13 protein-coding genes are annotated in these 13625 nt (G+C 32.8%); 3 read left to right on the forward strand and 10 right to left on the reverse strand.

The genetic code is table 11. From position 1 onward, the window contains the following. The first annotated feature begins 110 nt into the window (after window positions 1-110). Window positions 111-716 carry a hypothetical protein gene (locus LY08_RS11050; protein WP_111660505.1) on the forward strand — a complete coding sequence of 202 codons (606 nt, stop codon included), beginning with the start codon at window positions 111-113 and terminating at the stop codon, window positions 714-716. On the opposite strand, the gene LY08_RS11055 is transcribed toward LY08_RS11050, so the two are convergent. Beyond that, complete coding sequence (locus tag LY08_RS11055; protein WP_111660506.1) at window positions 706-2232, reverse strand: GH3 family domain-containing protein; 1527 nt, start codon at window positions 2230-2232, stop codon at window positions 706-708. The genes LY08_RS11050 and LY08_RS11055 overlap by 11 nt on opposite strands. A gap of 94 nt (window positions 2233-2326) precedes the next feature. On the opposite strand from LY08_RS11055, the gene LY08_RS11060 reads away from it, so the two are divergent. After that, entirely contained in the window at window positions 2327-3388 is a 1062-nt protein-coding gene (locus tag LY08_RS11060; protein ID WP_111660507.1) for an endonuclease/exonuclease/phosphatase family protein, read from the forward strand. A 19-nt stretch (window positions 3389-3407) separates the two neighbouring features. Here LY08_RS11060 and LY08_RS11065 read toward each other — a convergent pair whose 3' ends face one another. The 9 genes from LY08_RS11065 to LY08_RS11105 all read right to left on the reverse strand — a co-directional run bounded on the left by LY08_RS11065 (window position 3408) and on the right by LY08_RS11105 (window position 12236). Continuing rightward, window positions 3408-4178: a TIGR03915 family putative DNA repair protein gene (locus tag LY08_RS11065; protein ID WP_111660508.1), complete on the reverse strand. Its 771-nt coding sequence runs from the start codon at window positions 4176-4178 to the stop codon at window positions 3408-3410. Beyond that, window positions 4178-5440 (reverse strand): putative DNA modification/repair radical SAM protein, encoded by a 1263-nt coding sequence (locus tag LY08_RS11070; RefSeq protein ID WP_111660509.1) that lies wholly within the window; start codon window positions 5438-5440, stop codon window positions 4178-4180. Before LY08_RS11070 ends, LY08_RS11065 begins: the two co-directional genes overlap by 1 nt. A 183-nt stretch (window positions 5441-5623) precedes the next feature. Then, window positions 5624-7093: an IMP dehydrogenase gene (guaB, locus tag LY08_RS11075; RefSeq protein ID WP_111660510.1), complete on the reverse strand. Its 1470-nt coding sequence runs from the start codon at window positions 7091-7093 to the stop codon at window positions 5624-5626. Window positions 7094-7152: 59 nt separating this feature from the next. Beyond that, window positions 7153-7650 carry a hypothetical protein gene (locus LY08_RS11080; RefSeq protein ID WP_111660511.1) on the reverse strand — a complete coding sequence of 166 codons (498 nt, stop codon included), beginning with the start codon at window positions 7648-7650 and terminating at the stop codon, window positions 7153-7155. Between the two features lies 1 nt (window position 7651). Next, window positions 7652-8173 (reverse strand): FMN-binding protein, encoded by a 522-nt coding sequence (locus tag LY08_RS11085; protein ID WP_111660512.1) that lies wholly within the window; start codon window positions 8171-8173, stop codon window positions 7652-7654. A 92-nt stretch (window positions 8174-8265) separates the two neighbouring features. Beyond that, complete coding sequence (locus tag LY08_RS11090) at window positions 8266-9444, reverse strand: porin family protein (protein WP_111660513.1); 1179 nt, start codon at window positions 9442-9444, stop codon at window positions 8266-8268. A gap of 228 nt (window positions 9445-9672) precedes the next feature. Beyond that, a complete protein-coding gene (locus tag LY08_RS11095) occupies window positions 9673-10536 on the reverse strand; it encodes a hydroxymethylglutaryl-CoA lyase (RefSeq protein WP_111660514.1) in 864 nt (287 codons plus the stop codon). A 29-nt stretch (window positions 10537-10565) separates the two neighbouring features. Then, window positions 10566-11192: a LysE family translocator gene (locus LY08_RS11100; protein WP_111660515.1), complete on the reverse strand. Its 627-nt coding sequence runs from the start codon at window positions 11190-11192 to the stop codon at window positions 10566-10568. Continuing rightward, the gene (locus LY08_RS11105; protein WP_111660516.1) at window positions 11193-12236 is read right to left on the reverse strand and encodes a quinone-dependent dihydroorotate dehydrogenase; all 1044 of its coding nucleotides are present in this window, start codon (window positions 12234-12236) and stop codon (window positions 11193-11195) included. It lies immediately after the preceding gene. A gap of 142 nt (window positions 12237-12378) precedes the next feature. On the opposite strand from LY08_RS11105, the gene pepT reads away from it, so the two are divergent. Beyond that, entirely contained in the window at window positions 12379-13623 is a 1245-nt protein-coding gene (pepT, locus tag LY08_RS11110) for a peptidase T (protein WP_111660517.1), read from the forward strand. The last annotated feature ends 2 nt before the right edge of the window (window positions 13624-13625 follow it).

Below are 13625 nucleotides of genomic sequence, written 5' to 3' on the forward strand. Positions count from 1 at the left end.
TAGTTTTTTATCAATAAAAACCTAAAAATTGCTTTATAAAAATGTTAAATTGTTGAAGCTTAAAAGTTAAATGCTTTTATTAACTAACCGAATTATGTTATTTTAAAACAATGAGATTAATTTTAATTATCAATTTGTTAATGACACAATTTACACAAGCACAATATACTATTCCAGAATCTATAAAAGAAGAAGTTAATATAGCTCTATCCTATTATCCAGAATTAAAAGACACTTCAATTAATTTTGAGTTTAAAAAATCTATTAAAAAGTCCACAATGCAAGCTCAACCAGTATTTAGTACTTTACTTAATAGTAAAAACAACCGACGATACAATATTTTTATAAGTAAAACCGTAAATATATCTGGAGAATTATTTTACACCAAAGACATGCCTAAAGATGTAATTATTGGATGGATTGGTCATGAATTAGGACATATTATGGATTATAAAAACAGAGGCGGTTTAAACTTGATTTGGTTTGGTTTAAAATATCTGCTATCCTCACATTCTATTATTAAAGCAGAACGTGCTGCAGATACTTATGCTATTAGAGCAGGAATGGAAGATTATATTTTAAAAACAAAAGATTTCATTTTAAACCAATCTAATATTGATAAAAAATATTTATCAAGAATTAATAAATATTACTTGTCTCCAGAAGAAATTATGGAAGTTATTAAAGAACGAGATTTAGAAGTCTCTAAACTTTAGTTTCAACAAAATCTTCCCATTCTTTAAATTTTTCTTCACCCATAACGCGCTCCATCTTAACCTGACCTCCTTTTTTCTTGTTGGCACCATTCCAATCGTAAAAAACATCTGGTTTTACTACTGTAACTTTTACACCTTCTAACGCTTTACTTCTAGCTACTTTATAATTCTTGTTAGCAGATTGTAAAAAATTATCTAAAGCAGAAACTATGGTTTTATTGTCTTTATTTAAGTCTTCAGCACCCAAATACCAAGTATGATAAAATCCATCATCATATCGCTTAGCACACAATGTATATTCTGGTATAGCTGTATTAAAAGTCTCTTCTAAATGTCTAATAGCTTTGTCTAATTTGTTTACTGACAATTGAGAACCAACCGTGTTTAAGAAAAATTTAGTACGTCCTGTTATTTTAATTTCAGCACGTTCAATATCTGTAAACTCTATTGTATCGCCTATCAAATAACGCCATGCACCACTAACTGTACTAATAATTAATACATAATCTTGTTCTAACTCAACATCTTTTAAAGTTATACTTGGTGCATCTTCTGTTATAGAACCATCTTGATTAATATATTCTGGTTTAAATGGTACAAATTCAAAATATATTCCGCCATCAGTAACAAGTTGCATAGCATCTGTTTCTGGTCTGCTTTGAAATGCAATAAAACCTTCTGAAGCTAAATAAGTATCAATAACCGTTATAGGTTTACCCAACAAGGCATTAAAACTTTTTTTGTAAGGCCCAAATGCTACACCTCCAGAGGTATACACTTGCAGGTTAGGCCAAACTTGGTGAATATGATCTACTTTGTGATAGTTTATAACTTCTTTAAGCATTAACTCTATCCAAGACGGTATACCACTTAAAGCACCAATATCCCATTGTTTTGCACGTTTAGCAATAGTTTCAACACGTGTATCCCAATCGTCAATCTTTGATATATCTTCTCCAGGCTTATAAAACCCTTTAAACCAAAACGGAATATTACTTGCTGTTATACCACTAATTTCACCTTCTAGATGATCTTCTTTTTCGATTAAATCTGTAGAGCTACCTAGCATCATCGCCTCTTTACTAAAAAAATCTGCTGGTAAATCAAAATTACTTAGCGCTGTAACTTGATTAATTCCTGCTTGTTTTATAGCTGCTAACATATCATCTGTAACAGGTATTCGTTTGCTTTTTGTTCCTGTGGTGCCAGAACTAAGTGCAAAATAAGACGGACTGTTTGGCCAAGTCACATCTGTCTCGCCTTGGTGTAATTTACTCCACCAAACGTCATTAATTTTATTGTAATCAAAATACGGAATTCGATGAGCAAAAGTTTGAGCAGGATTTTCAGAATTTAAAATGTCACTAAAATTATAGTGCTTACCAAATTGAGTCTCTTTTGCAGTCTCCAAAAGTTTTAATAATACTTTTTCTTGTGCCTGTACAGGATTAACCTCTGATGTTAATGCTTCTTTTAAATGAATAGCGCCTTTTATTATGTTTCCTAATATCTCCATGTTTGTAAAATTCTGCTTAAACTAATTTTCATTAACTTGAACCCTATTACCCTTTAACTTTTTAGAATAATAAAGACTATCTAACTATTATATAATGAAAATAAAAAAATTGCTTCAAACCTTAGGTTTAATTACAGTAATATTAACATTATTACCAACGTTAGATCTAGATTATTGGTTTATTAGAATGTTAGATTTTCCTCACATTCAGCTAACCATTTTAACCTTAGTTTCAGCCTTATTACTTCTAATAAAATTTGATGTTAAAGACTTTAGGGATTATGCATTTGTAGTAATTTTAATAGGCTGTTTTTGTTTTCAAGCTTATAAAATAATTCCTTACACACCTTTGGTTAAAACAGAATTAAAAGATTACACTAAAACAAGCCAAGATTCTATAACCTTATTTACTGCTAACTTATTACAGAAAAACAAAAATCCAACAAAAGTGATACAAGCTATACAGTCTATACAAGCTGATGTAGTGGTTTTAACAGAAGCTAATAAGCGTTGGAAAAACGATTTAAGTTCTGTTATAAATTCTTTATACCCATTTAAAGTAGAAATAGCTCTACCTAATACTTATGGAATGCTTTTTTATTCTAAACATAAATTAATAAACCCTGAGATTAAATATTTAATTAACGATAGCATCCCTTCTATACACACAAAATTGCAACTTCCTAATCAAAGTATTGTACAATTTTACGCCATACATCCAACACCACCAATGCCTCAAGAAAACCCAATGTCTACAGAACGTGATGCCGAATTAATGTTGGTAGCAAAAATGGCTAGAAACTCTGAAATTCCTGTAATAGTTCTAGGCGATTTAAATGATGTTGCATGGTCTGAAACTTCTAATTTATTTAAAAAAATAAGTGGATTACTTGACGCTAGAGTTGGTAGAGGATTCTACAATACCTACAATGCAAAAAACTATATTTTACGCTGGCCTTTAGATCATATATTTGTTTCTGAAGAATTTAGATATCGAAATAAAAGAGTCTGTGACGCTATAGAATCTGACCATTTTCCGCTATTTATGTCGTTAAGTTTTGAACCAAATTTAGCAAGTGAACAAAAAAAGAAGCCTCCAACAACCACCGAAATTGAAGAAGCCAACAAACATTTAGAAAAGCATTTAAATAAATAAATCCAGTATTTAACTACATTTAATAAGGTTGTTTTTCGCTTAAATACTTCCAATAACGTTTGGGTACGTGTTGGTTATGTAGTTTTAAGTTTTTTCTAGATTTTATGTTTGTGCTTTTAAAATAATCCTTCCATAGTTGCTGAAACTCTAACTCTGTATCGGTAAAAAATTCTGACGTTGTATTTGTAGTTACGTCTTTAGATAATTCTAAAACTATAATTTCAACGGTATTTAAATTATAAAATAACCCGTAGTTTCTTTTTAAATCATAGATAATCCATTGTTGGTCTGCATAGCGCTTTCTAAAATGCTTTTCAATAAGCGGTAAGACATTAAAATCGGGTTCGATATTTGCAAAATACACCTGGTCTTTGGTTAATCTAAATCTAACAAACGCTTCCATTCTATGCTTTTCTCTACTTACTTTTTTTGCAGTTTTAGAGACCTCTAAAACATAAGTATTAGCAAAATCTTGCAGGACAGGTTTAGCGGACTTGAAAGCATATTTTACAACTTCAAGTATCGTATCTTCTATAGATTCAATTTCACTTAAAAAAGCATAATACAATTGTGAGGCACCACGATTACCACATTTAGTTTGTACACTTTTCCAGACGCGATCTGCTTTTTGTTTTTCTGTTACAATAGTTACTGTTTTTGAAAACAACTGCTCTTGGTGACGTGAGATTTTAATAATTTTTGGAGCAACTATTTTATATTCATACACATAAAATATAGCGCATAAAAACCCATCAAACGACCCATCATAAACTAATAACGTGTTTTGCATTAATTAAATAAAGACATTTGATTACTTAACATAGATGTGTATTTACTCTTGGAATTTTGCAGTATTAACCCTTTGATGTGTTCTGGAGTTAAATCTCTACGCTCAAACCTATTTGAGGCACAAACAATAAAATATTGAGCTCTATTAAGTGCTACACCTATTTTTTTAAGGTGTTCCCAATTAAGTTTATTAAATCGTCTTGCGTTTAGTATTTTATGTACAGAGCGCATACCTAATCCAGGTACTCTAGCCAACATGCGTTTGTCTGCAGTATTTACATCCACAGGAAACTCGTGCAAATTGCGTAAAGCCCAACTTAATTTAGGATCTATATCCAAATCTAAATTTTGATGCGTGGCGTTTAAAATTTCTTCAATATTAAACCCATAAAAGCGTAACAACCAATCTGTTTGGTATAACCTATTTTCTCTTAACATAGGTACAGCACTTCCAATTTGTGGCAACCTAGAGTCGTAACTAATAGGCACATAGCCAGAATAATAGACACGCTTTAAATTAAAGTGTTTATAAAAATGATTAGAGGTATACATAATTTGCATATCATTTTCTCCACTAGCACCAATTATCATTTGCGTACTTTGTCCTGCAGGAGCATATTTTGGTGTGCTTTTAATTATTTTCTTTTCTGATTTATACTGAATGATTTCGTTTTTAACCTTAAGCATTGGCTTTATAAAATCAGCTCTGTTTTTATCTGGCGCTAATAATTTTAATCCTTTTTCTGTAGGAATTTCAATATTAACACTTAATCGGTCTGCATACAAACCTGCTTCTCGCATTAACTCGTCTGAAGCTCCTGGAATAGATTTTAAATGAATGTAACCATTAAAATTTTCTTCTAAACGCAATTTTTTAGCTACAGCAACTAGACGCTCCATAGTGTAATCTGCATTTTTAAATATTCCAGAACTTAAAAAAAGACCTTCTATATAATTTCGTCTGTAAAAATTAATAGTTAAATCAACAACTTCCTGAACTTTAAACGCAGCACGCTTAATGTCATTACTTTTACGTGTCACACAGTAGGCACAATCAAAAATACAGTGGTTGGTTAGCAATATTTTTAACAAAGACACGCATCGACCATCTTCTGTATAGGTATGACATATTCCAGAAGCTGAAGCATCTCCTAACCCTTTGTTTTTATTAGTTCTGTTACTTCCACTAGAAGAGCAGGACACATCATATTTAGCAGCATCAGCAAGGATATTAAGCTTTTCTTTTATCCGATCAAAAGACATATAAATAAGTAAATTAATGAACTGCTAAATTACAACATTTATCATTGTAATTATGTATTATGTTTTAATTTATTCAAACATATTTATAAATGTTTATATTTCTTGTTATATTAAAGCAAAAAAAAAGCACACCCTACTGGTGTGCTTTTTGATTATTTAGATTTCTGCTTAAGTAGGAATGTGTTATCTAGAATAATTAGGTGCTTCTTTTGTAATGGTCACATCATGTGGATGACTTTCATTTATACCAGACGCTGTAATTTTTACAAAACGACCAGTTTCTTTTAAAGTTGCTACATCTTTAGCGCCACAATAACCCATACCTGCTCTTAATCCTCCAATAAATTGGTGGATGCTTTCAAATAGCTCTCCTTTGTATGGTACACGACCAACAATACCTTCTGGTACTAATTTTTTAATGTCGTCTTCTACATCTTGGAAGTAACGGTCTTTACTACCTTGCTTCATAGCTTCAACAGAACCCATTCCTCTATAGGATTTAAACTTACGTCCTTCGTAAATAATGGTTTCTCCTGGACTTTCTTTTGTTCCTGCTAATAACGACCCTAACATCACAGTATCTGCTCCTGCTGCTAATGCTTTAGGGATGTCACCTGTGTATCTAATTCCACCATCAGCAATTACAGGTACTCCACTTCCTTTTATAGCTGCTGCTACTTCTAGCACAGCACTAAATTGAGGGAATCCAACACCAGCAACCACACGTGTTGTACAAATAGAACCAGGTCCAATTCCTACTTTAACAGCATCTGCACCAGCTTCTACTAAATATTTTGCAGCTTCACCTGTAGCAATATTACCTACAATAACTTCAAGTTCCGGGAATTGCTTTTTAATCTCTTTTAAGATCGTTACCACACCTTTGGTATGTCCATGAGCAGTATCTATAACTATAGCATCAACACCTGCCTTAACTAATGCTGCTGCTCTGTCTATAGCATCACCTGTAACTCCAATTGCTGCTGCAACGCGTAATCGTCCAAATGTATCTTTATTAGCAAATGGCTTTTGGGTGACTTTAGTTATGTCTCTAAATGTTATTAACCCTTCTAGCTTATCACCTTTTACAATTAATAACTTTTCAATTTTATTTTCTTGAAGAATTTTTTCAGCATCTTTTAAAGAGGTGCCTACAGGAGCTGTTACTAGATTTTCACTAGTCATTACCTCAACAATTGGCCTATCGTTTTTATGCTCGAAACGTAAATCGCGATTAGTTACAATCCCTTTTAAATTACCATCATTATCAACTATTGGTATACCTCCAATACTAAACTCGCGCATTGCATTTTTAGCATCTGCAACAATTGCACTTAAGGGTAACGTAACAGGATCTAATATCATACCACTTTCGGCACGTTTAACTTTACGTACTTTAGTGGCTTGCTGCTCTATAGTCATGTTTTTATGCAACACACCAATTCCACCTTCTTGCGCCATAGCAATAGCCATTCTGCTTTCTGTAACCGTATCCATAGCTGCTGAGACTATAGGTACATTTATGGTAATGTTTCGTGTGAATTTTGACTGAATATTGACTTCGCGTGGAAGAACTTCTGAAAATGCTGGAACTAAAAGTACGTCGTCGTAAGTAAGACCTTCTCCAACTATTTTATTGTCGTGTGCTGTCATGATGCAATTAGAATTAATTGCAAGCAAATTTAGGGCTTTTTTTCTATAAAAAACGTTGTTTATTTGGTTTTCTTAGGAAGAAGTAGCTGTTTTAAGATAATTAAGGCTGAAGCTAAATAACTAAGGGTCATTAATGTGCCAGAAATCATAACAATGTATTTCATCCAAGTCATGCCTTTCCAAAGCAAATATAAGCCTCCAAAAGTGACAATTACAGATAAAAAAGGCTCAACCATTAACAGCACTTTTAACTTATAGTTTAATTGTGTGGTTGCTAAAATTAATCCCATTAAAAAAAAGATTAACGCCATAGATAATATGTGACTGTGCACAATATTTAGCATTTGTTTTTCGGTTTTTTTAAATTTCATAACCGAAGCGTCTACGTCTTTTTCGTTACCTAAATATTGTTCTTCAATACCAGTTGGGTTTACAGAAGACGTATTATTTACAAATAATAACCCTGTAAAAAAACCAACACTTAAAACTACTACAAAAGCAACTAGTAAGGCTTTTATTTCTTTAGGAAACGTATATATCAATCCGTTTAATTGCATACTACAACGCTCCTTTTTGGTTAAGAATTTTTAATGACGCTAATAAATCATTCATAGCATTAGTCATAGATCGTACAGAAATAGTTGCACCAGAAATGGCTACAATATTATCGCCATATTTTAATTGGTCGTTTTTAGTTTTTCCAACAAATTGTTTTAACCAACGCTTACTACCTATTTCTCCACCATACTCTTCTCGATAAATTAAGACTTTTGCGCTTTTTACAATTAAATCTGCGTCTAACAATACTAGATAATCAAATTTTGCAGTTTTACTAGGTGCTTTCGCAACATACGCATACCCTAACAGCTTGTTATTTGTTTTAATTTCGAAAAAATTATCTGCTCCAAATGTGGATGGAAGTGTTTTTGCTAGGTCTTCAGAAATTAATTTAGCTGAAAACGTAAAAGTTTCCACATCAAAAGTTTCTTTAATTTGTTTATCCACTTTTTTCTGAATCTTTTCTGAAAGTCCAAAAGCTAATAAAGTAAAACTTAGTAATACAATTAATATCTGTTTCATGTTGCAAAAGTATTTAAATTGAATCAAGAATCAAGCCTAATTATTAATATAAATTAGACTTGATTCTTAATTATAGTTATTGTATGCTGTTATTAGAACCAAACACCAATCCCGAAGTTTAATCGGTTTTTAACCTCACTATCTTCAAGTTTATTACTTCTAAATTGGTAATCGCCTTTTAATACAACACCTGGAGCAATGTGATAACTTAATCCAGTTGTAATATCTGTTCTGTTGTAAGCATCGTTTCTTTCTAAGCTACCAGCTGTTTCTGCATGCGTATCGTAGTTTTCAAAACGTGTAAACGCAAATAAACGTTGCTCATTATCTTGTGGTAATAAGTTGTAAGCCAACTCGGCATAATAACCCATCATAGCACTTCCTAAATCTCTTCCGGTTAAAGTGTTATAAGCTTCAGTATCGCTTAAAGACGAGTAAATAAACTGTCCTCTTGCTGCAAAACGCTTAAACGCATAACGTGCATCAAAACCTACCATAGAGATTCCGATGTTTGCTCCATCGATATCTTCTACATCATCTGCTGCTTGTGTTTTTCCAAAATATCCTGATAAACCAAGACGTAAACCTGGTAATCCGTAATATTCAATTTTTGTAGATAAAGTAGGACTATCTACCGTAGATTTGATTGCCTTTTGACGACCACCTCTTAATCCATCACTTCCTTTTAAAAATCCTGTAACATCACCATCGCTATTGATTGTAGACTTAAATCCGTTAAAAACATAAGCTTGATAGGTTAATGATTGTTCTGGTAAACGACCTGTTACACCAACTCCAATTTCTCTCCAAGTGGTAGGTACTATGGCATTATCTACTGCAGGACGCTCTACACCATTAAAGGTTGTTGGTTCGTGATACTCGTTAACAATTCCCATTGGTACTAACATTAATCCACCACGTAAACTTACATTATCTCCTACTGCATAGTTAACAAAAGCTTGTTCTACAAAAACTTCTTCAACGTGTTCTAATTCAATTTCTGTTACAAATTGTGTTTTATCATTAAATCTATAACCAAATAGTAAAACTAGACGTTGTACATCTAATTCTCCATTATCTCCTTCTGGTTGATTATAGGTTGTTTCGCCATAAGCACCAACTGTTACTGCTTTACCATAGTTACCAGATAACAAACGTTGAGCTGCGTTTAATTGTTGTTGTGGGTTAAAAGTAATACTGTCTTGAGGTGTGGTTTGCGCAACAGACTGAAGACTTAATAAAAGGATTAAAATTGAGGTTATTCTTCTCATGGTTAATTTGTTTATTCTTATTTAGACTAATTATAAATAGATTGTTATTTTCGAGTGCAAAAATAGATTAGAGAACTCCTTTGTGCAAGTTTATTTAGAATTATTTTAAATTAAAATAAGAAGAACGTTTTAAGTTATTGAAAATCTGAACTTTACTAAATGTTAAAATTCTTTCAATTACAAAAAATCATAAAGAGATTGACTGCTTTAGTCTAGACTACATGAAGTTTAATGGTAAGCATTGAAGATTTTTGAAGCTTCATTATAAGCACTTTCAAAAGACATAGCATTTAAATCATGTGCTTTTTTAGCGGTTAAATAAGACAGTACTTTTTCGGTTGGCATATTACCTGTTAATTCGTCTTTAGCCATAGGACATCCACCAAAGCCTTGTATAGCTCCATCAAAGCGTCTGCATCCTGCATTATAGGCTGCATCAACTTTTTCAAACCAAGTTGAGGGTGTGGTGTGTAAATGCGCTCCAAACTCGATATTTTGGTACTGCGGAATTAAATTAGAAAATAAATAGTCAATATTTTCTGGGTTTGATGTTCCAACAGTATCACTAAGAGATAATATTTTTACTCCCATGTTACTCAGACGTTCGGTCCACTCACCAACAATATCAACATTCCAAGGATCACCATACGGATTACCAAAGCCCATAGAGATATACACTACTACTTCTTTATTGACCGCATCGGCTTTATTTAAAATGTCTTGTAAAGTCACGACAGATTGTGCAATGGTTTTATGTGTGTTACGCATCTGAAAATTCTCCGAAATAGAAAAAGGATATCCTAAATAATCAATTTCTGGATGTTGACACGCATCTTCTGCACCTCTAGAATTTGCTACAATTGCCAATAGTTTACTGGTTGTTTTAGACAAATCTAATTGTGCCAAAACTTCTGCTGTATCTACCATTTGCGGAATAGCTTTTGGCGACACAAAGCTACCAAAGTCAATAGTATCAAAACCTACTCTTAACAACGACTGTATGTATTGTACTTTTTTTTCGGTAGGAATAAACTGCTTAATGCCTTGCATGGCATCTCGAGGACATTCTATAACTTTTACGTAGTTTGACATTTTAGGTTTTAAATCTTGTATAAAAGTAGTTAATTTTCGGAAAAGAAAATGAAAACAGCAATTCCAACAAACACAACTATTTGCAACCATTTTAAAATCAATCCTATGTTCTTACTTTGCTTTAAATAGTCAGAAATAAAACCAGCTAATATGGCGATTGCAGAAAATATAATAAATGACGTTGTCATAAATAGCAAACCTAAAACATAAAATTGCGTGACTGTACTTAATGTTTGGCTAAACAAATACGCAGGAAAAAACGCCAAGAAAAAGATAGACACTTTAGGATTTAGTACATTCATAATAAACCCTTGCTTAAACAATTGCCACAAACTTTTTTTAGGAATAGTCTCGTTACTAAGTGTCACTTTTGCATCACTTTTGTACACGTTATAAGCCAAATATAGCAGGTATAAAGCCCCAAATAGTTTGATAACAAAAAATAAGGTGTCGTTTTCTTTAATAATAGCAGAGACTCCAAAAGCCACTAAAGTGGTATGTACTAAACATCCTGTAATTAATCCACAAACGGTTGCAATACCATATTTTCGACCATTGGTAATGCTTTGCATTAACACATAAATATTATCTGGTCCTGGCGAAATTGCTAAAGCAGACGTCGCAACTACAAACAATAATAGCGTGTCGTATTGCATTTAAGAATGGTTTAAAATGGCTTTGTTTATTTGTTTAATAAGACTTGGTCCTTCGTAAATAAATCCTGTGTAAATCTGTACCAAATCAGCTCCTGCTTCCAATTTTTCTAAAGCATCTGCTGCAGAGTGGATACCACCTACTCCAATAATTGGGAAGGCTTTATTACTCTTATCTGCTAAGTATTTAATCACTTGTGTGGATTTATCTTTAATAGGTTGACCGCTTAATCCTCCATTGCCTATCTCGGCTAATCGTTTGTCCGAAGTTTTTAATCCTGTTCTATCTACAGACGTATTGCTGGCTATAACACCATCTAAATTAGTTTCAGAAATTAATTCTATAATTTCATCTAGTTGAATATTGTTTAAATCTGGAGCAATTTTTAGTAAAATAGGTCTCGACTGCGCTCGACCAGACAACTCTTTATTAGCTTTTTGGACAGTTGCAATTAATTCCAACAAATAGTCTTTATCGTTTAATTTGGCATGACTCCCAACATTTGGACAACTAACATTAAGTACAAAATAATCTACATATGGATGTAAAGCATTAAAACACTCAAGGTAATCTTTGGTGTAATCTTCAGGTTTGGTTTGGGTGTTTTTACCTATGTTTCCACCTATTATTACTTTCCCTTTATTTTTTTTAAGTTGTTGGATGGCAGCTTCAAGACCCTCGTTATTAAAACCCATTCGGTTTATAATTCCTTGGTCGTCTTTTAATCTAAATAAGCGTTGTTTAGGGTTTCCAGCTTGTCCTTTTGGTGTTACGGTTCCAATTTCAATAAAACCAAATCCAAAGTTTGCTAGTTCGTTATACAACACTGCATTTTTATCGAAACCTGCTGCAAGTCCTACTGGGTTTTTAAACGTTAATCCAAAGAGCTGACGTTCTAACTTTTTGTCTTCAATAGTATATAAACGTCTAAATACAGAAGTCATTCCTGGAATTTTAGACGTAAATTTTATTAATGAAAATGTAAAATGATGAATTTTTTCAGGATCGAAAAGAAAAAATATAGGTCTTAGTAGTAATTTGTACATCTATCAATGTTTGCACAAAAGTACTTCGAAAAAATGTGAATTACAATTTAAATAAGCGATAGATATTGTACTTTTATACTTTAGAAATTCGATTAAAAAAATATTAACCATTAAAAAGATTCCTGCTTTCGTAGGAAATATTATGATTTCAAAAGAAGATATAATTAAACGATTTGTTAGTTACGTTACAGTAGATACCGAGTCTGATCCAACAAGCGACACCACACCTAGTACAGCCAAACAATGGGATTTAGCCAATGCGTTGGTAGACGAGCTAAAAGCTATAGGTATGGAAGATGTGACTATAGACAAGCATGCCTATATTATGGCGACGTTACCTAGTAATGTTGACCATGACGTGCCAGTTATTGGATTTATTTCGCATTTTGATACCACTCCAGATTTTACAGGAGCCAACGTCAAGCCTCAAATTATTGAAGACTATGATGGTAAAGATATCGTGTTAAATGCTGAACAAAACATTGTATTATCACCAGATTATTTTGAAGATTTACTGTTATACAAAGGTCAAACCTTAATTACAACAGACGGAACCACACTGTTAGGTGCAGATGACAAAGCAGGAATTACCGAAATTGTATCTGCAATGGAATACCTTATTGCCAATCCGCAAATTAAACACGGAAAAATCCGTGTAGGATTTACACCAGACGAAGAAATTGGTCGTGGTGCACACAAGTTTGACGTTGCTAAATTTGGAGCAGATTGGGCTTACACCATGGATGGTAGCCAAATTGGCGAGCTGGAATACGAAAATTTTAATGCTGCAGGAGCAGTTGTAAAAGTAAAAGGAAAAATTGTGCATCCTGGTTATGCCAAAGGAAAAATGGTTAATAGCATGTACATTGCAACCGAGTTTATTAACTCGTTACCAAGATTAGAAACACCAGAACATACTGAAGGCTATCAAGGGTTTTTTCATTTGTATTCTATAAAAGGTGAAGTGGACGAAACGGTTTTAGAATATATTATCAGAGACCACGATAAAGGACATTTTGAAGCCCGAAAAGAAGTGATGCAAAAGTTGACTGACGAGTTAAACTCGCAGTACGAAAGAGAGGTTATTACCATTGAGATTAAAGACCAATATTATAACATGAAAGAAAAGGTAGAACCTGTAATGCATATTGTAGATATCGCTGAAGAAGCGATGAAACAATTAGACATCAAACCATTAATTAAAGCCATACGTGGTGGTACAGATGGCTCGCAATTAAGCTATATGGGGTTACCTTGTCCAAATATTTTTGCTGGTGGACATAATTTTCATGGACGTTACGAGTATGTTCCAGTGGAAAGCATGATAAAAGCTACGGAAGTGATTTGTAAAATTGCTGAGTTGACAGCGTTAAAAAATAGTAAATAATT

The organism is Olleya aquimaris, from assembly GCF_003259525.1.
Lineage (GTDB): Bacteria > Bacteroidota > Bacteroidia > Flavobacteriales > Flavobacteriaceae > Olleya > Olleya aquimaris.